Consider the following 26,542-nt stretch of genomic DNA (forward strand, 5'->3'; position numbering starts at 1 on the left):
GCACCGATTGTCGGCCAACTCATGCGCAAGGCCATCACACGCGACAGGATCCCCGGAATGTCGTTGGCGATCGCCACGCCGGAAGGAATCCTCTTCACGGGAGCGGACGGGTATGCCGATCTTGCGCGACGTCGGCCGACGACCCCGCAGGACCAGTTCCCGTGGTTCTCGATGAGCAAGATCGCCACGGCGACCGCCGCCGTAGGGCTGCACGCGGAAGGACGCCTCGACCTTGACGCGCCGATCGGGAGCTACCTGCCGAAATACAGCCCCCATCCGAGGCACGGCCACCCCACCACCAGACACCTCCTCACCCACACGGCCGGTCTGGCAAACCCGTTGCCCGTCCGCTGGGTCCACCCCGAGAACGAGCCACCACATCCAGACTTCGTGCACCGCACCCTCGCACGCCATGGCACGCCTGTGAAGCCAGTCGGCGCTCAGGGCTCCTACTCCAACATTGGCTACCTGCTTGCCGCCGAGGTGATTCGGGCGGTCACCGGCCGACCAATCGAGGACTGCGTCCAGGACACCGTGCTTGGACCCCTGGGCATGCGGTCGACCGGCTATCGGTACGACCCAGCCGCCCCGCGCGCCATCGGCTACGTACGGATGCCGACCATCCTCAGGCCGGGGCTGCGGCGACTGCTGCCCCACGACATCGTCGGACCACAGACTGGGGGGTACACGAGCCTTCACCCGTTCCTGGTCAACGGTGCCGGTTACGGCGGCTTGGTCGGGACCGCCGGTGACGCCGCGCTCCTCGCGGCAGCGCACGCAACTGCAGCCACCGACCCGCACCCGGTACTCCAGCAGCAGGACATCGAGACGATGCGGAGGATCACCATCCGCGGCAAACGGTTCGACCACGGGACCGGCTGGTTCCGCAGGCCCGAGGACGCCTCCCGCAGTCCTGGCTTCGTGGAGCACTACGGCACGGGTGGAGGGTTCTGGAACGCCATGCGCGTCTATCCGGAGGCGCGACTCGCCATCGTCGCGGTGGCCAACACCACGGCCGCGTGGCAGACCGATCGATTTTTCACCCAGCTGAAGGGCATCCCATGGAACTCACCCAGTTTCTAGACGTCGCGCGTGCTCGTCGCGACACCCCCGGGACCCAGCACGTCACCCATCTCAACAACGCCGGCGCCGCGCTGCCTCCCACACCCGTCACCGACGCGGTGATCGCGCACCTTCGACGGGAAGCTGCGATCGGTGGATACGAGGCAGCTGATGCTGCGCGTGAGCAGGTGGACAACACCTACAACGCCATCGCTCGGCTCATCGGCTGCAACCCCCGCGAAGTGGCCGTCGTCGAGAACGCCACACGAGCCTGGGACATGGCGTTCTACGGGCTCACTTTCACGCCGGGCGACCGGATCCTGACGGCGCGCGCGGAGTACTCCAGCAACGTCATCGCCTTCCTCCAGGTGGCCAGACGCAGCGGCGCGGTCATCGAGGTCGTCGACAACGATGACTCCGGTCAGCTTTCGCTCGAGGACCTGCGCCGGAGACTGGGCACCGGGGGTGGTCAGGTGAAGCTGGTCGCAATCACCCACGTCCCAACCCAGGGTGGACTTGTCAACCCGGCGGAGGAGATCGGGGCAGCTGCCCGAGAAGCGGGAGTCCCTTACCTCCTAGACGCCTGCCAGTCGGTCGGACAGCTCCCCATCGACGTGGATCGGATCGGCTGCGACTTTCTCTCCGCCACTGGTCGAAAGTACTTGCGAGGTCCCCGTGGCACTGGCTTCCTCTACGTGCGCGAGAGCGCCTTGGCTCTGCTCGAACCACCGTTTCTGGACCTCCACGCAGCAGCGTGGACAGCCGTCGACCGCTTTGAGATTCGTCCGGATGCCCGCCGGTTCGAGAACTGGGAGACCAACTACGCGGCCAAGATCGGCCTCGGCGTCGCAGTCGACTACGCCATGTCCTGGGGAATGGAGGCCATCGAGGCACGCATCACCATGCTGGCCGACAGTCTGCGGCGGCTCTTGGAAGACGTGGAAGGGGTTCGAGTCCATGACCAAGGCATCCGCCGCTGTGGCATCGTCAGCTTCTCGGTCGACGGGATCCCGGCCAGCCAGGTGCAGAGTCTTCTATCAGCTCACGGCATAAACGTCAGCGTGTCCCTCGTCGAGTACGCCCGACTGGATCTTCCCGAGCGAGGCCTACCCGACCTCGTGCGGGCATCCGTCCATTACTACAACACCGAGGAAGAGCTGCGCAGACTCATCGACGCACTTCCCTCACCCGCACGCCAGATGACGTCAAACGGCCCGCGAAGCGGTGTTGTCGGGCCGCCATCATCCGAGTCGCCAGGGACGTAGTTTCGGGACCTGCCGACCAGCCGTTCACACGCCGGCGATGCATAGCCTCCACACCCGAGATGCGAAACGGTTCGTGACCCGCGTTTCCGCACGTCACGAGCCGTTCTGTCTTGCTCCCCCGGTTAGGCCTCGAACCATTTAGCGACGAATCGCCAGCGTCGATGTGCCACCCGAAACCGCTTTTGAACGCGGCGGTGGACTGGCTACGTCGCGGCTCATGACAGGTTCTTTGTCGCCAGAATAGACAGGGCTTCGGCTATGACCTTGTCGCGGTCTTTGGCCGCGTGTTGGTAGCGCAGTGCTGCGCCTGCGGTGGAGTGTCCGAGACGGGCCATCAGCTCGGCCAGCGTGGCGCCGGTGCTCGCTGCCAAGACCGCTCCGGTGTGGCGAAGGTCGTGGAACCTGAGGTCGGGCCTCCCTGCTTCCTCGCGGGCCTTGTAGAAGACCTTATAGAGCGTGGCGGGCGCCAGGTGCTTGGTCGGGTCTCCGGCTGCGGGGAACAGCAGTCCGTCACGGCCTCCGGTGATGTTGCTGGCCAAGTGTGTCTTGACTGCGGGGAGCAGGTGCGGCGGGATGGCTACATCTCGTATACCTGCGTCTGACTTCGGGGTGCCGATGACGAACGTGCCATCAACCCGCACAACTGCACGGCGTATCTTCACCACGCCGCGGGTGAGGTCGACGTCGTGTCGGCGAAGCTCGGTGATCTCCCCGAATCGGAGGCCACACCAGGCGGCGAGCAGCACCATCAGCCGGTAGCGCTCCGGCATGGCCTGAGCGAGCGCTTCCAGTTCCGGCAGGGTCGCTGGCTCGATCTGCTTGGCACGCTTTACGTTCCCGGCGCCGCGGATGTGGCACGGGTTGTGAGTGATGAGGCGACGCTGCACGGCGTCTCCGAGAATGGTCCTGAGCAGCCCGTAGGCGTGCGCTCGAGACGTAGGGGCCGAGTCCCCCAGCCGGTAGTACCAGTCGTCGACAAGGTCGGCCGTGATGTGCTTGAGCGCTACGTCGCCAAAGGTGGGGAGAAGCTTCGCGTCGAGCATCTTTCGGTAGTGATAACGGCTGCGCGGCTTGAGGGTGCGGTTGGTCAGCCAGCGTTCGGCGTGCTCCCCGAACGTGATCGGACGCTTGGTCGTGGGCGGGGTCCAGTCCTCGCGGTTGATCTCGCGACGTCGGTCAGTAAGCCACCCCTCGGCGTCCTCAGCCGTCTCAAAGGTGACCGCTGCCTTGTGTCGGAGGGTGTCCGGGCCGAGGTAGGAGGCTTGCCACCGTCCAGATGGGAGCTTCCGGATGGCACCGAAACCGCGCCTGCGTGCCATCCCTGATTCTCCCTCGCGTGCAACAACGTGCAACAAGGATGTCAGAAAGCGTCCGTTCGCGTCCACGCGAAGAGGCGATACAAAATCGTATTACTGCAGGTCAGAGGCCTAATGACCACTTCTGTCCAGTATCGCCCCGACTCAAGCAGAAAAATTCAAACCCAGTATCGCCCACCAGAGAACATGCAGGTCAGAGGCCGGTTTCCGCGAGGGAACCGGCCTCTGGCGCGTCAGTCGGATCGCGGTAGAACCGGACGATCGGGGGCCGTCAGCCGAGAGGACGCAGTGGAGGTGGCACCCAGGCTCCACTGCGGACTTCGTCCCGGGGCAGGTACAGGCGCAGGTCGGCGGTGACGAGGGGATGTCGACCGAAAGGCTCGAGGCCGCTGGCCCGCCTCCAGGGGGCATGGCTGCCCGACATGCTGGTCCCCAACCCGGCGAGCTCGTCGCCGTCTCGGTCGCCGGGGTCAGAAGCTGCCGATCCCCTTGCCGACCATCGCCACACCGATGACCAGCAGCAGCACGGCCATCACCACGGCGTTCTCCTTGACCAGCCACTGGTGCATCGACTCCAAGGGACCCGACATCTTCTTCGAGGCGACGAGATAGCCGACGACGGGGACGGCGACCGACGCTGCCGCGATGACGGTGAAGACGGCGATCGCCACCGCCTCCTCCCCCGTGTCCAGGCCGGCGGCGGTGCCGCCGATGATGACGCCGGCTCCGGCCGCCATGAGCAGGTTCTTCGGGTTCACCGCGGAGAGCAGGAAGCCGAGCCCGGTTCCCTTGGCCGCGGTCATGGTGTCGATCGCCTTCATCCACCCCGGGAGCTCGGGCTGCTGGTCACCGGTCGGGCGGCCACGCCACTGCTTGACGGCCATCAGCAGGAGCAGGACGCCGAGCCCGATCTTGATCCAGCCCGCGGTGGGGTTGGAGGCGTCGTCGTCGTTCTCCGGGAGCACCGACGCGAGCAGCGTGAAGACGGTGACGTCCACGACGATGCCGACGACCCAGCCGAGGAGGAATCCGACGCTGGTGCCCTTCGCCTTGGGGGAGAGCAGCATCAGGATGGCGGCGATGATCGGGATCGGGCTCACCGCGATGCCGAGGGCGAGCGGCAGGATCTCGCCGATCACGACGTTCATGGTTGTTCCTCCGGTGTCAGCGCGGCGACGGCCTCGCGGTTGGTGTCGAAGACGTGCTCGTCGGTGAGCAGGCCGAGCTGTTCGAGTCGTTGGCGGGCATCGTCACGGACGCGGCTGAAGGACAGCTCGACCGAGCTGCCGGCCAACCAGGTGCGCAGCGCCTCGAAGGCCTCGGCGCCCGTGACGTCGACGTCGGTGACCGCCTCCATGTCGATCACGACGTGCCGGATGCCGTCGGTCGCGCGGACGGCCCGGCGGACGGCATCGCCGAACACTGCTCCGTTGGCGAAGAACAGCGGCGCAGCCATCCGGATCACCAGCACACCGGGAGCCGTCGAGGTGCCGGTCGGCGCTTCGGCCAGCAGCGAGTGGCCGGGATTGCCGTCGGCCTCGAGCACGTCGATGGCTGGGTTGGCGGCCCGGCGGGCGAGGTTGACCAGTGCGAACACGAAGGCGACCACGATCCCCGCGATGGATCCGACGAAGAGGGTGACCCCGAAGCACACCGCGCCGATGAGGAACTCGGCGCGGTCGGCGGCCCAGAGCTCGCGGAACTCCTTGATCCCGAGCAACGGAAGGATCGCCACGCCGACGATCGCTCCGATGGCCGGCGAGGGGATGTCCTCGAGCAGCGCGGTGCCGAAGACCAGGAGCAGCAGCGTGCCAGCGGCGGTGACGATCGACGGAAGCTGCGTGCGGGAGCCGGCCTGGTCCATCGCAGCGGTCCGTGAGGTGGACGAACCGACGGCGAAACCGCCGCTGACCCCGGCTGCGACGTTGCCGACACCGAAGGCGAACAGGTCCTGGTTCGGGTCCGTGCGGTAGCCATGCTTCTCGCTGTAGCTGCGCGAGACCAGCAACCCCTCCGCGGTCGTGATGAGGGTGAGCGCGATCGCCGACGGCACCAGGGCCAGCCACTGGCTCCAGGAGAGGTCCGGCCACACCAGGCTCGGTGGACCGGACTCGACCGCACCCAGCACCTTGACGCCCTCGTCCGCAAGGTCGCCGAGCACGACGACCACGGTGGCGACCACCAGGACCAGCAGCGCCCACGGGATGCCCTTCGCCAGGCGCTTGCCGCCGACCAGGACGACCACCGAGGCCACCGAGATCGCCACCGACCAGCCGTTGACCGTGCCGAGCCCGGTGAGCAGGTCCTCCATCTTCTCGACGAACTCGCCACCGGAGTCGATCGTGATGCCGAGCATCTTCGCGACCTGGCTGACGCCGATGTCCAGGGCGAGGCCGCCGACGAAGCCGACCAGGATTGGCTTGGAGAGGAAGTTCGCCAGGAACCCCAGCTTGAACACCGCGAGTCCGACGAACATGACGCCGCAGAGCAGCGCCTGGGCCAGGCACATCGTGAGGTAGTCCTCGCTACCGGCCACGGCCAGTGCGCCGACCGACGACGCGACGAGAGCAGCCGCCGCGGCGTCGGGCGAGGCCACCACCTGCCGGGAGGAGACCGTCAGGGCGTAGAGGACGCCGGGCAGCACCAAGGCGTACAGGCCCGCGGTCGGCGGCAGCCCGGCGATCTGGGCGTACCCGATGTTGAGCGGGATCGCGATCGCGAGCAAGGTGATCCCGGCGGTCGCCTCGCGGACGAGGTTCGCACGATTCAATCCGACGAGTGGCTTCTGCACTACACCTCCTGCCCCGTTCCGAGCGCAGCTCGGGAAGGAGGCGCATGACGTATCAGGCTGGGCAAGGACCTGGGTAGCGGCGCCATCGAGGGAGAGGTGCGCCAACGCGCCCGGGATCTGGTGACGTCATACGCTCACACTGCCTAGCGACGCTCGGCGTGGGGCTCCCCCGCGGCGGGTGACACGGCCGTCGTGTGGGCGAGCGCACCGCTCCATAGGCCTCGCGGTGGACACCCTAGGTGGCGGAAGCCTCGGTCTCCGCGTGAGCCACCTCGACGCCAGCGGCGTCACGAGCCTCGCCCAGATCGGCGAGCAGGGAGTCGACCACGACGAGCCCGCCTCCGAGCACCACCGCAGCGATCGGCACCGGCAGCCTCGTCCTCCGCAGCGCGGTCATGGCCGCCAGCATCACGGCCGACCAGGACGCGACCGAGGTCGCGAAGGGCACCGTGGTGCGCTTCCAGGGCTCTTCGGTGTCAGGGATGACGGTGACGGTCTGGAGCCCTGGTCTGTTCAGGAACCAGCCGATGGCGAAGCCAGTGAGGAGGATGGGCGAGCGCCTGGAGGCGTCACCTGCGAGACAGGCGAGCGCGACACCGGTTCCGCGGACCACAGCTCCTGGTCGCACCTTCATCCGCCGCACCTCCCGCCCGATCGTCTCGCGCCGGTCACCGCAGCACAACCGTTGGCCGCACACGGGCCACCAGGAGGCTCCGCTGCTGCACCGCAGCGCTCCCCCGGCCTGGGGCGTACGGCTCAGCGTGGCCCGCCGTCGGCGGGGTTGCCGACGTAGAGCCGCTCGAGCATCAGCGTCGCCGACGGCGCGCGACCCTTCACCGGTGTCACGTCCGCGCTCGCGGCGGTGGTCAAGAGACCCGCGATGTCGCGCACCTTCCGGTTGGTGTCCGCCGAGAACGCTCGCAGCAACGCCCATGCCGTGTCCGCGTCGACGCTGTAGAGCTGCATGAGCACGCCCTTGGCCTGCTCGATGACCGCCCGTTGTCCGACGAATTCGGCGACCGCGGAGTCGAGCTCGTCGTTCACCGCGTCCTCGCGGACGTCGGTGATGTCGATCAGGTGCCCGTTGACCACCGGCTCCCCGTCGTCGTCCTCCAGGTGCCCGGCGGCCAGGACGACCTGCTCGGCCCGGGTGGCGGTGATCAGGCGATGCAGGAACGAGAACGGCTCCTTCTCCTCGACGACCGCTTCCCGAGACTCCCACGCCCGGTCGACGTCGTCGGGATGGATGTGCCGCATCACCAGATCGGTGGTCGGTACGACCGAGCCCGGGTCGAACCCGTGGATGCGGAACATGTTGTCCGACCACCACCACTCGTCGGTCTTCGGCCGGTACGTGAAGCGACCGACCAGGGCAGGGCGCGATGCAGGGAGCTCCCCGCCCGCCCTCCGTCCGTCCATGAGCACATGGTGCACCCGCCAGAGGCGCTTCTCAACAGGCAATTCGCGCTCTCCCGAACCGTCCGGCGAGAAAGGTTCAGGCGACCCGAGACAGGGGGCTACGGGCGGCTCCATGCCGGCGGGTCGGGCCAGGGGTCCTGGTCCGTGGCGGTCTGCACCGCCCAGGCGATGCCTCGCCGCACGGCGACGGTCATCATCACGGCCGCGCCCAGGGTCGCCAGCAGGACCACCTCGTCCTGCGAACGTCCGGTGCCGTCGCTGACGACACCGATGATCCGCCTCACACCGCTCGGGCGGGAACGGCCGATGCCTGTCATGGGTCCGCCTCTCCCTCGCGCACACGGTGCGGACGGTGCACGGAGCCCACGCCCGGGTCGACGGTGGCCTCTCCGACGACGATGCGCTCCTCGTCGCTGCCAGCCCTCACCCGCCGAGGGTGAGGTTGACCGTCGGGGGCCCCGCACTCACGCTGCCGCGCCCGGTCAGGGAGCATGCTGGTGCTCACCCTCCTCGGGTGATGGCGCGACCCCCTCGCACTCGGTCTGCTGGTGCGTGCCACACCGCTGAGGAAGGAAGAACCATGACCGGGGCCTCCGGGGGACGGTGCTGCGGATGATCTACGCGGCTGTGCAGGTCGTCTTCTACGCGCTGGCTGCGGCGGCGAGCTTCCTCGTGCTGACCGCGACCTTCCTCGTCGTTCGCAGCGCGCGCCCGCGCACGAACGGGATCGCCTTCCTGAGCGGCTTCGTGTTCGGGACCGTCGTCGCCTGCGGCATCGGCCTCGCCGTCGGCCAGGCTGTCGTCACCCGCTTCGACTCCCACGAGACGTTCAAGGCCGTGATCACGGTGGCGCTCGGCCTCGCCCTGCTCGCGGTCGGCGTCCAGGCCAGACGTACGGGGGCGACACCACCGGAGGCACGGAGCAGTCGCGCGGCGGCGATCCTCGACGGGCTCAGCCATGTCGGCCCCGCGGCGTCCTCCTCCATGGCCGGACTCCTCGGTTTCGGAGGGCCCAAACGGCTCCTGCTCACGTTCATCGCCATGGCCGCGGTCACCGACGCGGGGCTGCGAGACGTCGTCGACGCGGGCCTGGTCGTGGTGTACATCGCCGTGTCCACCGCCCTCGTCTCGGTGCCGATCGGCATCGTCGTCGTCGCGGGCGACCGAGCCGCGGCGATCCTCGCCCGAGGTCAGTCGTGGGTGAGCGCGCACGGCGCACGACTTCGCACGTGGCTCTCCTTCCTCCTCGGCGGGGCTCTCCTTGCGGACGGCTTGTTGCGGCTCCTGCTCTGAGGCGGGAGCTGCTCTTCATCCACCTCGGGTGAGGCGCCGCGGGGCGCGGTCGGCTGGTATCGGAGCGGGCGGCGGGGCCGGAGGAGATGCCATGGCGAATGACGAGACCAGGTCGGACCACGTGCAGGTCGCGGGCGAGCTGACCCGCGAGAGCTTCCGGCGGCCGTGGACCGCTCAGCTCGGTGCCTACGTGATGACCGTCCTGGTCACGGTCCCCGCCGTGTGGATCTGTGACTGGGCGTTGCCGGGCTTCCACGCAGGCCCGCCTGGCGGTCCGTTCCTGTTCGCCGCCGTCCTGGCGCTCGTGGCGGTCGTCCTGCAACCGGTCCTCGTGGGCGCGGCGGTCCGGCTCGGCTGGCTGGGGGTGCTCCTGCTCGCCTTCCTGGGGCAGGCCCTCGTCGTGATGATCACGGCCCGGCTGCTGCCCATGGTGACCCTCGACGACTACTGGTCGGCCCTCGTCGTCGCCATCGTGGTCGGTCTCGTCGGAACGCTCCTGGGCTGGATCGGGAGCGCGGGGACCTCGCAGGTGCTGGTGGGGCGGCTCGTGTCGAGCCATCGGCGTCACCGGGTCCAGGTCGAGGACCCCGAGGTGGACGGCGTGCTGTTCGTGCAGATGGACGGGGTTCCGTTCCCGGTGCTCCAGATGGCCGTCTCTGCGGGCACCGTGCCGACGCTGACCCGGTGGATCCGGTCCGGTAGCCACACGATGACGGAGTGGACTCCCAAGCTTCCCGCGACGACTCCGGCGAGCCAGATGGGCATCCTGCACGGCGTCATCGACGGGATACCTGCCTTCCGCTGGTACGACCGGGCGAGGGACAAGGTGATGGTGGCGAACAAGCCCGCCGACGCCGCGATCATCGAGGCCGACATGTCCACCGGCCGGGGGCTGCTCGTCGACGACGGCGTCAGCATCAGCAACCTGTTCACCGGCGACGCACCTGCAGCAGTGCTGACGATGAGTCGACGTGTGCGCGGCGGGGAGCTCGCCCAACGGGCGGTCGCCAACTTCGTGGTGAGCCCGTCCGGCTTGACCAGGGCGCTGTCCCGCTCGGTGTCCGAGCTGACCCGCGACCGGTTCCAGGCCAAGCGGGCTGTCCGGCGTGACGTGCAACCACGGTGCGAGCGCACGTGGGAGACCGCACTGCTGAGAGCGGTCACCAACGGCGCGCTGCGCGACCTCAACACCATCCTCGTGGCCCAGCACATGCTGCGCGGCACCAGGTCGATCTACGTGGACTACGTCGACTACGACGAGATCGCCCACCACGCCGGCGTCCTGCGCCCCGAGAGCCTGGAGGCGCTCGAGGCCGTCGACGCCGTGCTGCACCAGCTGGAGCTCGTGGCGACCGCGGCACCCCGGCGGTACCGCTTCGTGATCCTCTCCGACCACGGCCAGTCCCAGGGTGCCGTCTTCGCCGACCGCTACGGCGAGGACCTGGCGGCGCTGGTGGCGCGCCTCACCGACAGCGACGTGGCCGCGTCCGACGACAGCGTCGAGGGCTGGGGCCGCACGCAGGCCCTCGTCGACGAGCTGGCCTCCGCGGGCAACGTGAGTGGACGCGGGATGACCAGTGCTGCGCGGGCGATGGACAAAAGCAGCCGCAACGAGCCCGAGCAGGTGAGCCCCGGAGACACCTCCGCCCGATCCGCCGATCGCGGTGCCACCGGCGCCGAGACCTTCCACGTCTTCGGTTCAGGCAATCTGGGACTCATCTACGTGCGGGGCGAGAAGGCTCGCCTGGACCGCGCCGAGCTCCAGCGGCGCTTCCCCCGGCTGGTCGAGGGCCTGGCGCTGCACCCCGGCGTGGGTTTCGTCGTCGTGATGGACCGGGACGGGCCGATCGCGCTGGGCAACCGCGGGTCACACCGGCTCGACGACGGTCACATCGAGGGCGATGACCCTCTCGCGCCGTTCGGGTTCCACGCCCCGGAGTTCGTCACTCGCGTCGCCCACCGCCCCGAGGCCCCCGACATCTACGTCAACAGCCTCGTCGACCCGGGCACCGAGGAGGTCGCCGCCTTCGAGGGGCTGGTGGGTTGCCACGGCGGGCTGGGCGGATGGCAGGACCGGGCCATGGTGGTGGTTCCTGCCGACCTGCCGTTCCCGACCGACCGCGTCATCGGCGCCGACGCCATGCACGTGGCGCTGTGCGGGATCCTGCGCCACTGCGGACACCGCCAGGGCGTCGCGTACGACGGCGCTGCACCCATCCACGTCACCGAGCCATGACCTGCTCCCGTCAGCCGGCTCCCAAGGCCGGACCGACGCGTCGTCGACCGTGCGTCACCCCTCATGGGTGACGCCGGTCGGGGCACTCGTTCCTATCGTGACTCCATGCCCTTGGTTCCCGCGGACGGGTCGCGCTCCGCCCACGACGTCGGCGGTGCCACCGCGAGCACGTTGCCCCGCTCGATCGTCGTCCTGCTCGGCATCGTGGGCGTCGTCGCGATGGGCGTCGGCATCAAGGCGTCCGCCGGGATCGTCGCGCCGGCGGTGCTGGCCCTCGTGCTCACGATCGCGGTCCTGCCCGTCCGCCGGTGGGCGCGCAGCCGCTGGCCGAGCTGGCTGGCGACGTTGGCCGCCCTCGTGGCGGCGTACCTGATCCTGCTGGTCATGGTCGTCGGCCTCGTCGTCTGCCTGATCAAGTTCGCGGACCTGCTTCCCGCGTACGCCGCGGAGAGCAAGGACCTCACCAAGGACGTCGAGGACGGCCTCGCGCAGGTCGGCCTCAGCACGGGCGCCACGAGCGATGCGTTGTCGAAGGTGGACCTGTCGAAGCTCGCGGGTGTCCTGGGCGACCTGGTCTCGGGCATCCTCGGCGCGCTCGGCGACCTGTTCTTCCTGGTCACGCTGATGTTCTTCTTCGTGGCCGCCGTTCCCGGCTTCGCACCGCGCGTCGCGGCCCTCCGAGGCACCAAGCCGGGGCTGACCGCTGCGCTGGGGAAGTTCGTCCGAGGTTCGCAGACCTACCTGCTCATGACCGCTCTGTTCGGCGCCATCGTCGGTGTGCTCGATGCAGGAGCGTTGTGGCTCCTGGGCGTTCCGCTGCCGCTGGTCTGGGGCTTCTTCTCGTTCCTCACGAACTTCATCCCCAACATCGGCTTCGTCATCGGCGTCATCCCGCCGGCTCTCCTGGCCCTGCTCGACGGCGGCTGGCAGGACATGCTGTGGGTGCTCGTGGCCTACTCCCTGCTCAACGTCACGATCCAGACGTTCATCCAGCCGCGCATCGTCGGGAACTCCGTCGGACTCAGCGCCGAGATCACCTTCATCTCACTCGTCATCTGGACGTTCCTGCTCGGCGCGCTCGGTGCGCTCCTCGCCGTGCCCATGACGCTGCTCCTCCGAGCCATCTTCATCGATGCCGACGATCGTGCGTCCTGGGTGGCTCCGCTGATCGATGCGCAGGTCGCGGACCCTGAACCCGTCGTCCCCGAGCGACAACCCGCGCGCTGACACCACCCCCTGTCATGACGGGTTGCGCTTGGGCACCGTCACGTCCGACCGCGACACGGCCGGCTGCACGAGGTCGGTCCCGGCGTAGCGCACGACCAAGGGCTTGGTGCCCGGCCGGACGTCACGGACGACGAGGCGCGCCCTCCCGTCGACGACCTGGCCCTCGACCGTCCGTCCACCGACGCTGACGGTGATCGCGCCGGCCGGTCGGGACGCTCCTGGTGCCCTGACGCGGATGTCGACCGCCACACGTGCCCGCTTGACCTCGGTGCGGACCCGCACCTCGGGAACGGTCGTCACGGGAGACGCCACGGCGAGGGTCTCGGTCGTGGCGCGGAAGTTGCGCCGGTTCCACGTGACCTCGACGGACAGGCCGTGGCCCATGTCGCCCCGCCGGACGGTGTAGGTGGGGTGCGTCGCCTTGGCGATGCGTCGGCCGTCGCGCAGCCACTGGTAGGTGGCCGTCGCGCCGCCCTGCCGGACGCGGCCGGTCTTCACGACGAGGCGGCCCGTGACCTCGGCCGTGCCGTCGAGCCGGGACGGGCGCACGAGGGTCACCGGCTTGGCGGTGACGGGCACGGTCTCCGGAGCGGTCTGCCTCGACTTCTTGTAGCCCTTCGCGCTCGCGATGACGCGGGCGCTGATCTTCTTGCCGATCTGGTCGCGGGTGAGGGTCAACGACGCCCCGGTCGCCCCGGCCAGCGGAGCGCCGTCGGCGTACCACTGGGTCTTGGCCTTCGTGGGCTGCGGCGCCCACGCCGCCTGCGTGAGCGTGAGGGTCGAGCCGACCTCCGGCGCCCCCTGGATCGTCGGCAGCTGCGTCTTCTGGAAGGTCCCGGGGGCGACGGGGGCGGTGGCGAGCGCCGCCGCACCAGGGGTGTAGCCACTCAGCTGTGCGGTCACCTCGGCGGTCAGGGCCTTGCCCTTGACGTCGGGCGTGGGCACGTAGCTGGCGCCGGTGGCCCCGGGGATCTCGGCACCGTCGGCGAGCCAGCGGTAGGTGATGCTGGTGGGTGCCGGCGTCCACGCTCCCGCCGCCACCTCCAACGGCGCGCCGACCATGGGCGACCCGGCGAGGGTGGGGGGCGACGTGGGCTGGACGACGCGGTCGTTGAAGTGGATGAACCCGCTCGGCCAGCCACCGCCGGTCTTGGTGATCCGGCGCCAGTAGAAGTCGCCGCCCCAGTAGTCCTCCGACACGATGATCTCCGTGTCGGAGACGACCTGCTCCACGTAGGCGACGTGGCCGGCCGAACCCGCCGGCGTCACGTGCGGCTTGTACCAGGCGATGGACCCCACCGTGGGGACCTGGTCGGTGATGGCGGCCATCGCCACGCCCCAGTTCGAGGCGTTGCCGCTGCCCTCCCACGGCCGGACGTCCGGCATGCCCGACTGGATGAGCCGGTACGCCACGTAGTTGGTGCAGTTGTGCCCGGCGTACATGCGCCAGTACATCGTCGAGGAGACCTGCCGGTAGCCGCCGCTCCCGTAGCCGGCGGCCTCGCAGCCTTGGTACCCCTGGCACAGGTAGGTCGAGGACGCGAGACTCATCCGACCAGCGGTGGTCGGCACGACGAGCACCACGAGGGCGAGGACCCCGGCGAGCAGCTTCGCCGTGCCGACGGCACGTCGGACGACGTCTCGGAGCGATGCCGAGCGACGCTGTGACTCGTGGGGTTCCTGTGACTGTTGGTGCACGAGAAGCGATCGTATGGGGGAAAAGTCAAGCCCGCCACGCCGATGGGCGAACATCAATCATGTAATTCTCCTCGGCCCGTGCGGCCCCGCCCCAGGGGTGGGCGCCATGTATCAAGGCGGCCCTGACGAGCACCTCCCGAACAGACCGAGTGCGTGGGGCCTCGGTCGAGGCCCTGCCGGACCGCGCTGTGCTGTGGCGCCGGCAGGGCCGCTCCCGGGAAAGCAGGAGCCCGCGGCTAGAACTCGTAGCCGAACTCGCGGATGGTCCGCGCGAAGCGCTCCGCGACGATCTCGGCGTCGCCGGGCCCGTAGAGCTCGCGGTAGTGCGGGCCGCTCCCCTGCTTCGCGTGGGGGAGGTCGAGCTCGATGCCGAGGCGGGCGGAGATGTCCGCGACCGCGTCCGGCAGCTCCTCGTAGCGGTAGACCCGGTCGACGACGACGCGGCCGTCGAGGCGGTAGAGACGCTCGTTGAGGGCGAGCCGCTCCATCCGCTTCGGGGTCCGGACGAACTCCGCGAAGGTCTTGGTGAAGGTGGGCTTGCGGGCGCTGTAGCGGTAGGACGAGGCGACCACGTCGAAGGGGTTCCGCTCGACCGCGAAGGTGAAGTAGGCGTCCCAGGTCTCGCGCCCGAGCACCTCGATGACGCGACGGGCGCCCATGTGGGCGTACGAGCTGGGCTCGGTGTCGTCGTTCTGGGGTCCCACTCCCCCGGCGGCTGCGCGCAGCTCCTCGTCCTCGGGGCTGATCCGGGTGACCACGTCGGCCGGACCACAGTGGCGTGACAGCGCGATCTCGAGGCTGGTGCCGGCGGTCTTGCGGGTCTTGACGAAGACGAATCGGTGGCGGTGCGAGGCGATCACGCGCTCACACCTGGTCGTCCTCGTCGGCCAGCTCCTCGCCGTGGGTGCCGGGTCGCGGGGCCCACGGCAGCTCCTTGGCCGGTCGGATCACGATGAGCTTGTCGCCGCGGGCGAGCAGCGAGACCACAGGGTCGAAGTAGCGGTAGACCTTCTCGTCGCGCACCACCGCGATGACCTGGTCGGGCAGCCGCTGCGGCTGCTTGCCCACCTCGGTGACCAGCAGCTCGCGCTCGGCGACCTCGAGTCCCTCGCCGTAGGTCATCAAGTCCTCCATCACCGAGCCGAGCATCGGCGACATCGACGAGAGGCCGAGCAGGCGGCCGACCGCGTCGGAGGACGTGATCACCGAGTTGGCGCCCGACTGGCGCATCAGCGGCACGTTCTCGTGCTCACGCACGGACGCGACGATCCACGCGTCCGGGTTGAGCTGGCGCACGGTGAGGGTGACCAGGACGTTGGAGTCGTCGCGGTCGGTGGTGATGATGACGTGGGTCGCCTTCTCGACGCCGGCCTGCCGCAGCACCCCGCGTCGGGTGGCGTCGCCCGCGATCCCGACCAGCCGGTCCCGGTTGGCCTCCTCCATCGCCACGGGCTCCGGGTCGACCACGACGATCGCGTCGCGGGAGTAGCCGTTGCTGACGAGGGTCTCGATCGCGCTGCGGCCCTTGGTGCCGTAGCCGACCACGACGACGTGCTGGTCCATCTTCTTCTTCCTCCACCGGGAGACCCGGAACATCTCGCGTCCCTGCGAGGCGAGGACCTCGAGGGTGGTGCCGATCAGCAGCACCAGGAAGGCGATGCGGGCGGGCGTGATCACCAGGGCGTTGACCAGCCGGGCCTGCTCCGACTCAGGGGCGATGTCGCCGTAGCCGGTCGTGCTGAGGGTGACGGTCGTGTAGTAGAACGCGTCGAGCAGCGTCAGGTCGCGTCCGGGATGGGCGTTGTCGTTGTAGCCCTCGCGATCGAGGTAGACGAGCATGACGGTGCCGAAGAGGATCGCGGCAGCCAGCAGGAGCCGCCGGCCGAGCTCCCACCACGGCGACCGCTCGGTCTCCGGGAGGGAGACCCGCCCCACGCTGGGGTGGACGCTGTCGGCACGCACGGTCAGGAGTCTCGCACGCTGATGCGCTCGCGCAGCCGCTGCACGAGCTCCAGGCGGGCCCGCGTCGTGCTCTTCTGCGGGTAGACGGTGTCGAAGGCGGCGTTGACCGCGGCCCCGATCAGCACGGCGAGCGCAAGCAGGTAGAGCCACAGCAGCACGGCGATCGGTGCCGCCAGTGGGCCGTAGATCGAGCGCGACTCGGCCGCGGTGACCGTGAGCACCCAGCGGAGGGTGTAGGACCCGGCGATCCAGCAGAAGAGGGCGAACACCGCGCCGGGCAGGTTGAAGCTCCAGTTGGTCCGCACCGGCACGGACACGTGGTAGAGCGTGGCCAGGAAGCAGATGCACAGCACGAGCACGACCGGCCAGTAGAGGCTGTTGACGAAGTCGAGCCGTTCCGGCAGGACCCGCTCCACCAGGGACGGTCCGGCGACGACCAGCGGGATGCTCACCGCACCGGTCACCATCGCCAGCGCGTAGAGCACGAACGACAGGGCACGGGTGGCGACGATCCCGCGGTGACCGCCCAGGCCGTGCATGATCGTGATGGTGTCGACGAAGACGTTGAGCGCGCGCGAGCCCGACCAGAGGGCGAGCACGAACCCGATCGAGATGACGTCGTAGCGCCCGCCGTCGAGCACCTCCTGCAGGGTCGGCGCGATGATCCGGTCGACGGCGCGGTCGGTCAGCGCCTGGCGGGAGATCTCGAGGACGGCGTTGCTCACGTCCTCGACCTGCGTCGCGGTGAACCGCTCGCTCACGAAGCCCACCGCGCCGGCCAGGGCGAAGATGAGCGGCGGGACGGACAGCACCGCGAAGAAGGCGGCCTCGGCGGCGAGCCCGGTCACCCGGTGCCGCAGGCACGACCCGACGGTCGTGACGATGATGCGCCAGAGGTGCTCGCGCCACCGCCGCAGCAGCACCTCTGCCCGGCGCGGGGCGGGGGTGTCCTCGCGCGCCTCGACCATGTCGGCCACGCTATCGAGAGGGTGCGCCGATGGACCGGACCCGCGCGGCGGTTCGACCCGCGACGTGGTCCTCGTCACCTGCCCTCGGCGCGCGTCCTACGGTGAACCCATGAACAAGGACCGCCCCGTCGACGCCCGCACCGCGACCAACCAGGCGCCCGCCCTGGTCGGGCACGACGTCGTCGCCACCGACGTCGCCCTCACCGAGGCGCTCGCCCGCCACGGGTCGGCGTCGCTCGTGGAGGAGCTCACCCCGCTCGGCGTCGAGGCAGGCACCGAGGAGGCGCGCGAGCACGGCATGCTGGCCAACCGTCACCACCCCGAGCTGGTGCCGTACGACCGCTGGGGCAACCGCGTCGACGAGGTGGAGTTCCACCCGTCGTGGCACTGGCTCATGGAGCGCGCGGTCGGCCACGGACTGCAGGCCGCGCCGTGGGAGCAGCAGGAGGCCGGCGACCCGCACGCCCACCTGCGCCGCGCGGCCGGCTTCTATGCGTGGTCGCAGACCGAGCCGGGGCACGGGTGCCCGATCTCGATGACGTACGCCGCCGTGCCGGCGCTGCGGGCCGACGAGTCCGTCGCCAAGGAGTGGACGCCGCTGCTGGCCGCCCGGTCCTACGACCCCGGCGTCCGCAGCCGCACGACCAAGACCGGGGCGTTGGCAGGGATGGGCATGACGGAGAAGCAGGGCGGCTCCGACGTCCGCGCCAACCAGACCCGGGCGACCCCGACGACGGACGACGGGTGGTACCGCCTCGACGGCCACAAGTGGTTCACCTCTGCCCCGATGAACGACGTCTTCCTCGTGCTGGCGCAGGCCGACGGCGGGATGACGTGCTTCGTCGTGCCACGGGTGCTCGATGGCGGCACCCGGAACCGGATCGACGTGGTGCGGCTCAAGGACAAGCTCGGGAACCGGTCCAACGCGTCGAGCGAGCTCGAGCTCACCGGCACGCTCGCCCAGCGCCTCGGCGACGAGGGCCGCGGCGTCCGGACCATCATCGAGATGGTCGCCGCCACCCGCCTCGACTGCGTCCTCGGCTCGGCGGCGCTCATGCGCCACGCCCTGGCCGAGGCGTCGTGGCACGTCGCCCACCGCTCGGCGTTCGGCGGCCTGCTGGTCGACAAGCCGCTCATGCAGAACGTCGTCGCGGACCTGGCCGTGGAGTCGGAGGCCGCGACGGCCCTCGCGATGCGCCTCGCGGCCGCGGTGGACCGGCCCGGCGACCCGCACGAGGTGGCATTGCGCCGCATCGCGCTGCCGCTCGCGAAGTTCTGGGTGTGCAAGCGCACCCCGGCGATGGTGGCCGAGGCGCTGGAGTGCCTCGGCGGCAACGGGTACGTCGAGGACTCGGGGCTGCCGCTGATGTTCCGCGAGTCGCCCCTCAACTCGATCTGGGAGGGGTCCGGCAACGTCAACGCCCTCGATGTGCTGCGGGCGCTGGGGCGCGAGCCCGAGGTGCTGCAGGCCTGGATCACCGAGGTCGGCGCCGCCCGCGGAGCCGACAGGCGCCTGGACCGGGCGGTCGACGACACGCTCGCCCTCCTCGGCGAGGGCGCCGGCCTCGAGGCAGGGGCGCGCCGACTGGCCGGCCGGATGGCCGCCTGCCTGCAGGGCTCGCTGCTCGTGCGGTTCGCGCCCGCCGAGGTCGCCGACGCGTTCTGCGGCAGCCGGTTCGGGACGTCGTACGGCGGCACGTTCGGGATGCTGGACAGCGGGTCGCTCCGCGAGGTCGTGGACCGGGCGACGCCGCGGCCCTGAGCGCGTCAGGCGACGGTCGTCAGGACACACCTGAGGCGATCGGCCCCTCGCCGCGGCTCCGACGACGTAGCGTTACCCCGATCGAGAGGAGTCGTGATGTCGGGCAAGGGCAGCACGTTGTTCACCGTCGGCACCCTGCTGCGGCACGCGCAGGACGCCGGCGCCCCCGTGCGCCTGTTGGTGCAGGGCACCTGGCTCGACGGCAGGATCGCCGGTGCCGACAGCCTTGGGGTGGTGCTCGACGACGGCGGCAGCCAGCAGGTGCTGGTCCGTCTCGACTCGATCGTGGCCGTGAGCTTCTCGCGGGCCGACATCGACGACCCGGGTGGCGAGGCGGGCAACGAGCCCGCCCGGCCCCACGGACGCCGGCGGCGGGACCCGATCGAGGCCGGCCCGGTCGGCGGCTGACTGGTCCACACCGGTCGGCGGCCTGTCCCGCAGGCTCGTCGCACGTTCGTCGAAGTCCTGCCCCACTCTCGCCCGAGCCCGTCGTGAGACCGCCGCTCCCGCCCTAGGTTCACCGCACCCACACGGTGTGGGTGATGCCTGGCGGGGAGGTGGGGGATGACGAAGCTCTCCAGCACGATGCTCAGCGTGGGGACGCTGCTGAGGCGCGCCGAGGACACCGGTGCCGAGGTGAGCGTCCTGGTCGCGGGAAGCTGGCTCGAGGGACGGGTGATCGGCTGCGACGGCCTCGGCGCGGTGCTCGACGACGGTGACGGGCAGGCGTTGGTCCGGCTCGACGCGGTCACGGCGGTGAGGTTCCGCCGCTCGCAGGTGGAGCACCCCGACACCGCGGGCGCCCGCCCGCACGGTGAGGCCGAGCGCGGGCCGATCGAGGCCGGCCCGGTGACGGTGCCGCACCCCTCGCGGGGCGAGCAGCACCTGCTCAGCGCAGGGCCGCGCTGACGACCTCCCGCGCCTCGTCCTGCACCTCGGCGAGGTGGTCGGGACCGCGGAACGACTCCGCATAGATCTTGTAGACGTCCTCCGTGCCGCTGGGGCGGGCGGCGAACCACGCCGACTCGGTGGTCACCTTGAGCCCGCCGATCCTGGCACCGTTGCCGGGTGCCTCGGTGAGCTTGCCGGTGATCTCCTCCCCTGCCAGCGTCGTCGCCGACACGTCGTCGGGCGAGAGCGCCGCGAGCTTGGCCTTCTGCTCACGGTCGGCCGGGGCGTCGATGCGGGCGTACGCCGGGTCGCCGTGCCGGGCGACCAGCTCGGCGTAGTGCTGGCTGGGCGTCTGCCCGGTCGCACCGAGGATCTCGCTGGCCAGCAGCGCGAGCAGGATGCCGTCCTTGTCGGTGGTCCACGTCGAGCCGTCACGCCGCAGGAAGGAGGCGCCCGCCGACTCCTCGCCGCCGAAGCCGAAGGACCCGTCCATCAGGCCGGGCACGAACCACTTGAAGCCGACCGGCACCTCGACCAGCGGCTTGCCGATCGACTCGGCGACGCGGTCGATCATCGAGCTCGACACGAGGGTCTTGCCGATGCGCGTGTCCGCGGACCACTCCGGACGCGCACCGCCGAACAGGTGGGCGATGGCGACGGCGAGGAAGTGGTTGGGGTTCATCAGGCCGGCGTCGGGAGTGACGATGCCGTGGCGGTCGGCGTCGGCGTCGTTGCCGGTCGCGATGGCGTACTCGTCCTTGCGGCCCACCAGCGAGGCCATGGCGTACGGCGAGGAGCAGTCCATCCGGATCTTCCCGTCCCAGTCGAGCGTCATGAAGCGCCACGTCGGGTCGACCAGCGGGTTGACGACCGACAGGTCGAGCCGGTGCCGCTCGGCGATCTCGCCCCAGTAGGCGACGCTCGCGCCGCCCAGCGGGTCGGCGCCGATGCGCACCCCTGCCTCGCGGATCGCGTCGAGGTCGAGCACCGACGGCAGGTCGTCGACGTAGGTGCCGAGGAAGTCGTAGGAACCGACCTCGGCACGTGCCTTGGCGAACGAGATCCGGCGGACACCTGCGATGTTGCCGCGGATGAGCTCGTTGGCACGGGCGGCGATCACGCTGGTGGCGTCGGAGTCGGCGGGCCCACCGTGGGGCGGGTTGTACTTGAACCCGCCGTCCTGGGGCGGGTTGTGCGAGGGCGTGACGACGATGCCGTCGGCGAGCCCGGCACCCGTCGTACGTCCCTGGTTGGCGCGCAGGATCGCGTGGCTGACCGCAGGGGTCGGGGTGAAGCCGTCGCGGTCGTCCACCAGCACCGTGACGTCGTTGGCGACCAGCACCTCCAGCGCCGTGGCCCAGGCGGGCTCGGACAGGGCGTGGGTGTCGCGTCCCACGAACAGCGGGCCGTCGTATCCCTGCTCCTTGCGGTAGTCGCAGATCGCCTGCGTGGTCGCCGCGATGTGCACCTCGTTGAAGGAGGTGGTGAGCGAGGTGCCGCGATGGCCGCTGGTGCCGAAGGCGACCTGCTGGGACACGTCGTCGGGATCGGGCTCGAGGTCGAAGTAGGCCGTCACGAGGTGGGAGACGTCCACCAGGTCCTCGGTACGGGCGGTTTGTCCGGCTCTCTCGTGGGTGGCCATGGGCCCATCTTGGTGGGTCGAGCAACTCGCGTCGAGAATGGTGTGCGCGCGATGTCGATTCGGGCAGGGTCGGTCCGTCAGAGTGATGAGGCCGCAGTCCTGCGGCCCGTGACATCCGAAGGAGCTCGATCCGTCCATGAGCCGCTACCTGATCCTGCTGCCCGCCCCCGAGGCCGAGTGGGCCGACCTGCCGCCCGAGGAGCACGAGAAGGGACACCGCTCCCACCAGGAGTTCCAGCGCGACCTCGAGGCCGAGGGGCACACGCTCGTCACCGTCAGCCCGCTCGAGCCCTCGGCGCAGGCGACGTCCATGCGCCCCGACGGCGCGGGCGGCGCACTGGTCACCGACGGGCCGTTCAGCGAGACCGCCGAGCAGGTGGTCGGCTTCTACCTCGTCGACTCCGAGGACGGTGACGCGCTGCGAGCGGCGTGCGAGCGGTTCGCCGCGCGCGGCGAGCACATCGAGCTCCGACGACTGGCCGAGTGACACCGAGAAGGAGACCTGACATGACCGACTACATCGTGCTGCTGCTGGGCGACACCGAGGCGTGGTGGGACACGCCCGAGGAGGAGAAGAAGGCGACGTACGACGTGCACGGCCGCTTCACCGAGGAGCTCGAGCGCCGCGGCCACACCATCGTGGGCGGCGCCGAGCTGCCGCGCGCGTCCGAGGCGAAGTCGCTCGCGCCTCACTCCGACACCGTCACCGACGGGCCGTGGAGCGAGACCGCCGAACAGCTCGGCGGCTACTACGAGGTCCGCACCGACGACCTCGACGACCTCATGGACGTGTGCAAGATCCTGTCCGCGACCGGTGACGCCGTCGAGGTGCACCGCAAGATCACCGGGGACGCGTCGTGAGGTACCTCGTGCTGCTGATGGACGACGGGGACGAGAAGACGTGGCCCGAGCAGACGCCCGACGAGCAGGCCGCCACGATGGCGAAGTTCGCCGACTTCGGCGCGGCCTGCGCCGCGCGCGACGGCGTCGAGATCCTCGCCGGCGAGGCCCTCGCCGGCCCCGAGGCCGCGACCACCGTCCGCACCCGCAACGGGCAGGTGCAGGTCACCGACGGGCCCTACGCCGAAGCGGTCGAGGGGATGGGCGGGTTCTACCTGGTCGAGGCCCCCGACCTCGACGTGCTCCTGGAGCTGCTGCGGGCGCTGCCGGCGTACGACATCCAGGTGCAGCCCGCGGTGGACATGGGCTGACCGCTGCACATGACCCACGCCGAGGACGCCCTGACCGACGTCGTGCGCGAGGAGTGGCGCCGCCTCGTGGCCCTCCTCCTCACGCAGTTCCGCCGCCTCGACCTCGTCGAGGACGCGCTGGGCGACGCCGTCGAGGCGGCCAGCCGCACCTGGCCCGCCGACGGCGTGCCGGCCAACCCGCAGGCGTGGCTGATGACCGCGGCCCGGCGACGGGTGCTCGACCGGCTCCGCACCGAGGACGTCGCCCGACGCAAGGAGCCGCTCCTGCTCCTCGACGCCGAGCAGCACGAGGAAGGAGTCCGCACCATGGCCGACGCCGGAAGCCTGGTCGAGGACGACGTGCTGCGCCTAGTGCTCATGTGCGCCCACCCGGCCCTGGCGCCCGAGGCAGCCAGCGCGCTGAGCCTGCGGCTGGTCCTCGGAGTGCCGACTGCCGACATCGCCCGGCTGTTCCTCGTGCCCGAGCCGACGATGGCCGCGCGGATCACCCGCGCCAAGAAGCGCATCGTGGGCGCCGGCATCCCATTCGCCGTGCCCGACGCCGACGTGCTGCCCGAGCGCCTCGAGGTCGTGGCGCAGACCGCCTACCTCACCTTCACCGCCGGCTACTCCCCCGGCACCGGCCCCGACCTGCTGCGCGCCCACCAGTCCGGCGAGGCGATCCGGCTCGTACGCGTGGTGCTCGGCCTGCGCCCGGACGAGCCGGCGCTCGTGGCGCTGCTCGCCCTGATGCTGCTGCAGCACTCCCGGCGCGACGCCCGGGTCGGTGACGGACGACTGGTGCTCCTCGCCGACCAGGACCGCACCCGGTGGCACCACGACGAGATCGCGGAGGCGACCCGGCTGCTCGCCCGGCCGCAGCTGGCCGGACCGCTGACCCCGCTGGCGGCGTCGTACGTCCTGCAGGCGCGGATCGCCGCCGAGCACGCCACCGCGCCGAGCGCGCAGGAGACCCGGTGGGACCGCGTCGTGCGGCTGTACGACCTGCTGCTCCAGGTGGCGCCCACCCCGTCGGCCCGGCTCGCGCGAGCCGTCGCGGTCGCCGAGCAGCACGGGCCGGCCGCCGGCCTCGACGCGCTCGAGGGGCTGGAGGTACCCCAGAGCCACCGGCCCGCGGCGGTGCGGGCCGAGCTGCTGTCCCGCGCGGGAGACGTCGACGCCGCCCGGGCGGCGTACGACCAGGCGATCGCGGCTTGCCGCAACGAGGTCGAGACGGCCTTCCTCGTTGCGCAGCGCGACGCGCTGCCGGCCGGCTAGTTCCCCTACTCGGCGGGCACCGGCTGCTGCTTGGCGAGGACGGTGAGCCCCTCGTCGACGACGAAGCCGCGCGCGCGGTCGGCGTCCTGGTCGACCCCGATCTGGACGCCGGGCGGGACGATGACGCCCTTGTCGATGATGGCGTTGCGCACGATCGCGCCCTCACCGATGTGCACCCCGTCCATCAGCACCGAGTCGGAGACCTCCGCGCCGTCCTTGACCCAGACCGCCGGCGAGAGCACCGACTGGTTGACGGTGCCACCGCTGACGACGACGCCGGGCGAGAGGATGGAGTTGAATGTCGAGACCCCCGCGCCGCTCGCGCCCTCGACGAGCTTGGCGGGCGGGTGCGGTCCGTAGCTCGTGTAGATCGGCCAGGCCTTGTTGTAGAGGTTGAAGACCGGCAGCGGCGAGACCAGGTCGAGGTGGGCGTCGTAGTACGACCTCATCGTGCCGACGTCGCGCCAGTAGCCGCGGTCGCGGTCGGTCGAGCCGGGGACCTCGTTGTCCTTGTAGTCGTAGACGGCCGACTCCGACTTGTCGACGAACCACGGCACGATGTCGCCGCCCATGTCGTGCTTGGACTGCTCGCGCTCGGCGTCGCGGGTGACGGCGTCGCGCAGCGCGTCGGCGGTGAAGACGTAGTTGCCCATGCTGGCCAGCACCTCGTCGGGCGAGTCCGGCAGCCCGACCGGGTCGGTCGGCTTCTCGAGGAAGGCCCGGATCTTCTTGGGGTTGCCGGGGTCGACATCGATGACCCCGAACTGGTCGGCCAGGCCGATCGGCTGGCGGATCGCGGCCACCGTGCACCCGACTCCGGACTCGACGTGGTCGGCCACCATCTGGGAGAAGTCCATCCGGTAGACGTGGTCGGCACCCACCACGACGACGATGTCGGGCTGCTCGTCGGTGAGCAGGTTGAGCGACTGGTAGATCGCGTCCGCGCTGCCGAGGTACCACCGCTTGCCGACGCGCTGCTGCGCCGGCACCGGGGTGACGTAGTTGCCCAGCAGGTTGGACATGCGCCAGGTCGTCGTGACGTGGCGGTCCAGGCTGTGCGACTTGTACTGCGTCAGCACGACGACCTTGAGGTAGCCGGAGTTGACGACGTTGGACAGCGCGAAGTCGATCAGCCGGTAGATCCCGCCGAACGGCACCGCGGGCTTGGCCCGGTCGGCCGTCAACGGCATCAGCCTCTTGCCCTCCCCTCCGGCGAGGACGACAGCGAGGACCTTCTTGCGCGGGGGCGTGATGGCCATGCGACGAAACTAGCCGTCCGCGGGTGCGCGGTCGACCTCCCTCGGGTCCACGTTTTGCGGCTAGGTTCGGCGCATGCGCATCGACGTCCTCAGCAAGGAGTACCCGCCGGAGGTCTACGGAGGCGCCGGCGTCCATGTCGCCGAGCTGGTCCGTGCCCTCCGGGTGCTGCCCGACGTCGACGCGCGCGTGCGCTGCTTCGGTGCCCCGCGCTCGGAGCCGGGCACGACGACGTACGCCGAACCGGAGTCGCTCGTCGGGGCGAACGCGGCCATCCGCACGCTGGGCGTCGACCTCGCGATGGTCGACGACTGCGCCGGCGCCGACCTCGTCCACTCGCACACCTGGTACGCCAACATGGCCGGCCACCTCGCCGGGCTGATGCACGGCATCCCCCACGTCGTCAGCGCCCACTCCCTCGAGCCGATGCGGCCGTGGAAGGCCGAGCAGCTCGGTGGCGGCTACGCCCTGTCGAGCTGGGCGGAGCGGACGGCGTACGAGGGCGCCGCCGGCATCGTCGCGGTCAGCGCCGCGATGCGCGACGACGTGCTGCGCAGCTATCCGTCGGTCGACCCGGCGCGGGTGCACGTCGTGCACAACGGCATCGACACCACGGAGTGGGCGCCTGTGCCGAATGCGGACCGCGTCCGCGAGCTCGGCGTCGACCCCGACCGGCCGAGCGTGATCTTCGTCGGCCGGATCACCCGCCAGAAGGGCCTGCCGCTGTTCCTCCGGGCCGCTGCCGCGCTGCCGCCCGAGGTCCAGCTCGTGCTCTGCGCAGGCGCGCCCGACACCCCCGAGATCGAGGCCGAGGTCCGCGGCCTGGTCGAGGACCTCGCCGCCACGCGGTCCGGGGTGGTCTGGATCGCCGAGATGCTGCCCCGACCGGACGTCGTCGCGCTGCTGACCGCCGCCACCGTCTTCGCCTGCCCCTCGATCTACGAGCCGCTCGGGATCGTCAACCTCGAGGCGATGGCCTGCGAGACCGCCGTCGTCGCCACCGCCACCGGCGGCATCCCCGAGGTCGTCGTCGACGGCGAGACCGGCTGGCTGGTCCCCATCGAGCAGGCCACCGACGGCACCGGCACCCCGCTCGACCCGGAGCGCTACGTCGCCGACCTCGCCGCCGCCCTGACCGACGCCGTCAGTGACCCCGACCGCGCCCGCACCTACGGCGTCGCGGGGCGCCGCCGCGCGGAGGAGTCCTTCAGCTGGGGCTCGATCGCCACCCGCACGGTGGACCTCTACTCCTCGCTCGTGCGCTCCACGTAGACGCGCGGACAGA

At 70.4% G+C, this 26,542-nt stretch carries 25 protein-coding genes; 13 read left to right on the plus strand and 12 right to left on the minus strand.

Features of this window, described 5'->3' with window-relative positions; all coding sequences use genetic code 11:
• Positions 1-21: 21 nt before the first annotated feature.
• Together ACFQW6_RS05475 and ACFQW6_RS05480 are read left to right on the plus strand one after the other, a co-directional pair.
• Positions 22-1,083, plus strand: coding sequence for a serine hydrolase domain-containing protein (locus ACFQW6_RS05475; RefSeq protein ID WP_378542075.1), 1,062 nt, complete (start codon positions 22-24; stop codon positions 1,081-1,083).
• A complete protein-coding gene (locus ACFQW6_RS05480; RefSeq protein WP_378542077.1) occupies positions 1,062-2,327 on the plus strand; it encodes an aminotransferase class V-fold PLP-dependent enzyme in 1,266 nt (421 codons plus the stop codon). Before ACFQW6_RS05475 ends, ACFQW6_RS05480 begins: the two co-directional genes overlap by 22 nt.
• A gap of 215 nt (positions 2,328-2,542) precedes the next feature.
• Here the strand turns inward: ACFQW6_RS05480 and ACFQW6_RS05485 are convergent, their stop codons facing one another.
• From ACFQW6_RS05485 to ACFQW6_RS05510, 6 genes are all read right to left on the minus strand, one after another.
• Complete coding sequence (locus tag ACFQW6_RS05485) at positions 2,543-3,712, minus strand: tyrosine-type recombinase/integrase (protein WP_378542078.1); 1,170 nt, start codon at positions 3,710-3,712, stop codon at positions 2,543-2,545.
• Between the two features lie 401 nt (positions 3,713-4,113).
• A complete protein-coding gene (locus tag ACFQW6_RS05490; protein ID WP_378542080.1) occupies positions 4,114-4,791 on the minus strand; it encodes a GAP family protein in 678 nt (225 codons plus the stop codon).
• Positions 4,788-6,434 (minus strand): SulP family inorganic anion transporter, encoded by a 1,647-nt coding sequence (locus ACFQW6_RS05495; protein WP_378542082.1) that lies wholly within the window; start codon positions 6,432-6,434, stop codon positions 4,788-4,790. The genes ACFQW6_RS05490 and ACFQW6_RS05495 overlap by 4 nt, the downstream gene beginning before the upstream one ends.
• A 235-nt stretch (positions 6,435-6,669) precedes the next feature.
• On the minus strand, positions 6,670-7,068 hold the full coding sequence (locus tag ACFQW6_RS05500) for a hypothetical protein (protein ID WP_378542084.1): 399 nt from the start codon (positions 7,066-7,068) through the stop codon (positions 6,670-6,672).
• 122 nt (positions 7,069-7,190) lie between these two features.
• A complete protein-coding gene (locus tag ACFQW6_RS05505; RefSeq protein ID WP_378542086.1) occupies positions 7,191-7,853 on the minus strand; it encodes a PAS and ANTAR domain-containing protein in 663 nt (220 codons plus the stop codon).
• Between the two features lie 98 nt (positions 7,854-7,951).
• On the minus strand, positions 7,952-8,170 hold the full coding sequence (locus ACFQW6_RS05510) for a hypothetical protein (RefSeq protein ID WP_378542087.1): 219 nt from the start codon (positions 8,168-8,170) through the stop codon (positions 7,952-7,954).
• A 295-nt stretch (positions 8,171-8,465) separates the two neighbouring features.
• Between ACFQW6_RS05510 and ACFQW6_RS05515 the strand changes: the two genes are divergently transcribed.
• The 3 genes from ACFQW6_RS05515 to ACFQW6_RS05525 all read left to right on the plus strand — a co-directional run bounded on the left by ACFQW6_RS05515 (position 8,466) and on the right by ACFQW6_RS05525 (position 12,609).
• Positions 8,466-9,146: a GAP family protein gene (locus ACFQW6_RS05515; RefSeq protein WP_378542089.1), complete on the plus strand. Its 681-nt coding sequence runs from the start codon at positions 8,466-8,468 to the stop codon at positions 9,144-9,146.
• A gap of 91 nt (positions 9,147-9,237) precedes the next feature.
• Positions 9,238-11,382 (plus strand): alkaline phosphatase family protein, encoded by a 2,145-nt coding sequence (locus ACFQW6_RS05520; RefSeq protein WP_378542091.1) that lies wholly within the window; start codon positions 9,238-9,240, stop codon positions 11,380-11,382.
• Between the two features lie 105 nt (positions 11,383-11,487).
• A complete protein-coding gene (locus ACFQW6_RS05525; protein ID WP_378542093.1) occupies positions 11,488-12,609 on the plus strand; it encodes an AI-2E family transporter in 1,122 nt (373 codons plus the stop codon).
• Between the two features lie 12 nt (positions 12,610-12,621).
• On the opposite strand, the gene ACFQW6_RS05530 is transcribed toward ACFQW6_RS05525, so the two are convergent.
• From ACFQW6_RS05530 to ACFQW6_RS05545, 4 genes are all read right to left on the minus strand, one after another.
• On the minus strand, positions 12,622-14,307 hold the full coding sequence (locus ACFQW6_RS05530) for a CHAP domain-containing protein (protein ID WP_378542095.1): 1,686 nt from the start codon (positions 14,305-14,307) through the stop codon (positions 12,622-12,624).
• Between the two features lie 236 nt (positions 14,308-14,543).
• Complete coding sequence (locus ACFQW6_RS05535; protein WP_378542097.1) at positions 14,544-15,167, minus strand: hypothetical protein; 624 nt, start codon at positions 15,165-15,167, stop codon at positions 14,544-14,546.
• A 4-nt stretch (positions 15,168-15,171) separates the two neighbouring features.
• Entirely contained in the window at positions 15,172-16,269 is a 1,098-nt protein-coding gene (locus ACFQW6_RS05540; RefSeq protein WP_378542099.1) for a potassium channel family protein, read from the minus strand.
• 2 nt (positions 16,270-16,271) lie between these two features.
• Positions 16,272-17,237: a YihY/virulence factor BrkB family protein gene (locus ACFQW6_RS05545; RefSeq protein WP_378542101.1), complete on the minus strand. Its 966-nt coding sequence runs from the start codon at positions 17,235-17,237 to the stop codon at positions 16,272-16,274.
• 109 nt (positions 17,238-17,346) lie between these two features.
• On the opposite strand from ACFQW6_RS05545, the gene ACFQW6_RS05550 reads away from it, so the two are divergent.
• From ACFQW6_RS05550 to ACFQW6_RS05560, 3 genes are all read left to right on the plus strand, one after another.
• Positions 17,347-18,999 (plus strand): acyl-CoA dehydrogenase family protein, encoded by a 1,653-nt coding sequence (locus ACFQW6_RS05550; RefSeq protein ID WP_378542103.1) that lies wholly within the window; start codon positions 17,347-17,349, stop codon positions 18,997-18,999.
• A 96-nt stretch (positions 19,000-19,095) separates the two neighbouring features.
• Positions 19,096-19,407 carry a hypothetical protein gene (locus tag ACFQW6_RS05555; protein WP_378542105.1) on the plus strand — a complete coding sequence of 104 codons (312 nt, stop codon included), beginning with the start codon at positions 19,096-19,098 and terminating at the stop codon, positions 19,405-19,407.
• A gap of 156 nt (positions 19,408-19,563) precedes the next feature.
• Complete coding sequence (locus ACFQW6_RS05560) at positions 19,564-19,908, plus strand: hypothetical protein (RefSeq protein WP_378542107.1); 345 nt, start codon at positions 19,564-19,566, stop codon at positions 19,906-19,908.
• Here the strand turns inward: ACFQW6_RS05560 and pgm are convergent.
• A complete protein-coding gene (gene pgm / locus ACFQW6_RS05565; RefSeq protein ID WP_378542108.1) occupies positions 19,889-21,532 on the minus strand; it encodes a phosphoglucomutase (alpha-D-glucose-1,6-bisphosphate-dependent) in 1,644 nt (547 codons plus the stop codon). The genes ACFQW6_RS05560 and pgm overlap by 20 nt on opposite strands.
• A 136-nt stretch (positions 21,533-21,668) precedes the next feature.
• Here pgm and ACFQW6_RS05570 point away from each other — a divergent pair, with 136 nt between their 5' ends.
• The 4 genes from ACFQW6_RS05570 to ACFQW6_RS05585 are packed head-to-tail and all read left to right on the plus strand — an operon-like array spanning position 21,669 to position 24,000.
• Positions 21,669-22,019, plus strand: coding sequence for a YciI family protein (locus tag ACFQW6_RS05570; RefSeq protein ID WP_378542110.1), 351 nt, complete (start codon positions 21,669-21,671; stop codon positions 22,017-22,019).
• A 20-nt stretch (positions 22,020-22,039) separates the two neighbouring features.
• Positions 22,040-22,393: a YciI family protein gene (locus tag ACFQW6_RS05575; protein ID WP_378542112.1), complete on the plus strand. Its 354-nt coding sequence runs from the start codon at positions 22,040-22,042 to the stop codon at positions 22,391-22,393.
• Entirely contained in the window at positions 22,390-22,743 is a 354-nt protein-coding gene (locus tag ACFQW6_RS05580) for a YciI family protein (RefSeq protein ID WP_378542114.1), read from the plus strand. Before ACFQW6_RS05575 ends, ACFQW6_RS05580 begins: the two co-directional genes overlap by 4 nt.
• Before the next feature lie 9 nt (positions 22,744-22,752).
• On the plus strand, positions 22,753-24,000 hold the full coding sequence (locus ACFQW6_RS05585; protein ID WP_378542116.1) for an RNA polymerase sigma factor: 1,248 nt from the start codon (positions 22,753-22,755) through the stop codon (positions 23,998-24,000).
• A 5-nt stretch (positions 24,001-24,005) separates the two neighbouring features.
• Here ACFQW6_RS05585 and glgC read toward each other — a convergent pair whose 3' ends face one another.
• Entirely contained in the window at positions 24,006-25,253 is a 1,248-nt protein-coding gene (gene glgC, locus ACFQW6_RS05590) for a glucose-1-phosphate adenylyltransferase (protein WP_378542609.1), read from the minus strand.
• Positions 25,254-25,332: 79 nt separating this feature from the next.
• Between glgC and glgA the strand changes: the two genes are divergently transcribed.
• Positions 25,333-26,529, plus strand: coding sequence for a glycogen synthase (gene glgA / locus ACFQW6_RS05595; RefSeq protein ID WP_378542118.1), 1,197 nt, complete (start codon positions 25,333-25,335; stop codon positions 26,527-26,529).
• Positions 26,530-26,542 lie beyond the last annotated feature (13 nt).

The sequence above is a fragment of the Nocardioides sp. GCM10028917 genome (genome assembly GCF_042666175.1).
Lineage (GTDB): Bacteria > Actinomycetota > Actinomycetes > Propionibacteriales > Nocardioidaceae > Nocardioides.

Excerpts from the sequence above, each read along its gene's own strand:
- ACFQW6_RS05475 (WP_378542075.1), top strand. The coding sequence starts at position 22 with ATGCGCAAGGCCATCACACGCGACAGGATCCCCGGAATGTCGTTGGCG.
- ACFQW6_RS05480 (WP_378542077.1), top strand. The coding sequence starts at position 1,062 with ATGGAACTCACCCAGTTTCTAGACGTCGCGCGTGCTCGTCGCGACACC.
- ACFQW6_RS05490 (WP_378542080.1), bottom strand. The coding sequence starts at position 4,791 with ATGAACGTCGTGATCGGCGAGATCCTGCCGCTCGCCCTCGGCATCGCG.
- ACFQW6_RS05500 (WP_378542084.1), bottom strand. The coding sequence starts at position 7,068 with ATGAAGGTGCGACCAGGAGCTGTGGTCCGCGGAACCGGTGTCGCGCTC.
- ACFQW6_RS05505 (WP_378542086.1), bottom strand. The coding sequence starts at position 7,853 with ATGGACGGACGGAGGGCGGGCGGGGAGCTCCCTGCATCGCGCCCTGCC.
- ACFQW6_RS05510 (WP_378542087.1), bottom strand. The coding sequence starts at position 8,170 with ATGACAGGCATCGGCCGTTCCCGCCCGAGCGGTGTGAGGCGGATCATC.
- ACFQW6_RS05515 (WP_378542089.1), top strand. The coding sequence starts at position 8,466 with ATGATCTACGCGGCTGTGCAGGTCGTCTTCTACGCGCTGGCTGCGGCG.
- ACFQW6_RS05520 (WP_378542091.1), top strand. The coding sequence starts at position 9,238 with ATGGCGAATGACGAGACCAGGTCGGACCACGTGCAGGTCGCGGGCGAG.
- ACFQW6_RS05525 (WP_378542093.1), top strand. The coding sequence starts at position 11,488 with ATGCCCTTGGTTCCCGCGGACGGGTCGCGCTCCGCCCACGACGTCGGC.
- ACFQW6_RS05545 (WP_378542101.1), bottom strand. The coding sequence starts at position 17,237 with ATGGTCGAGGCGCGCGAGGACACCCCCGCCCCGCGCCGGGCAGAGGTG.
- ACFQW6_RS05550 (WP_378542103.1), top strand. The coding sequence starts at position 17,347 with ATGAACAAGGACCGCCCCGTCGACGCCCGCACCGCGACCAACCAGGCG.
- ACFQW6_RS05555 (WP_378542105.1), top strand. The coding sequence starts at position 19,096 with ATGTCGGGCAAGGGCAGCACGTTGTTCACCGTCGGCACCCTGCTGCGG.
- ACFQW6_RS05560 (WP_378542107.1), top strand. The coding sequence starts at position 19,564 with ATGACGAAGCTCTCCAGCACGATGCTCAGCGTGGGGACGCTGCTGAGG.
- pgm (WP_378542108.1), bottom strand. The coding sequence starts at position 21,532 with ATGGCCACCCACGAGAGAGCCGGACAAACCGCCCGTACCGAGGACCTG.
- ACFQW6_RS05570 (WP_378542110.1), top strand. The coding sequence starts at position 21,669 with ATGAGCCGCTACCTGATCCTGCTGCCCGCCCCCGAGGCCGAGTGGGCC.
- ACFQW6_RS05575 (WP_378542112.1), top strand. The coding sequence starts at position 22,040 with ATGACCGACTACATCGTGCTGCTGCTGGGCGACACCGAGGCGTGGTGG.
- ACFQW6_RS05585 (WP_378542116.1), top strand. The coding sequence starts at position 22,753 with ATGACCCACGCCGAGGACGCCCTGACCGACGTCGTGCGCGAGGAGTGG.
- glgA (WP_378542118.1), top strand. The coding sequence starts at position 25,333 with ATGCGCATCGACGTCCTCAGCAAGGAGTACCCGCCGGAGGTCTACGGA.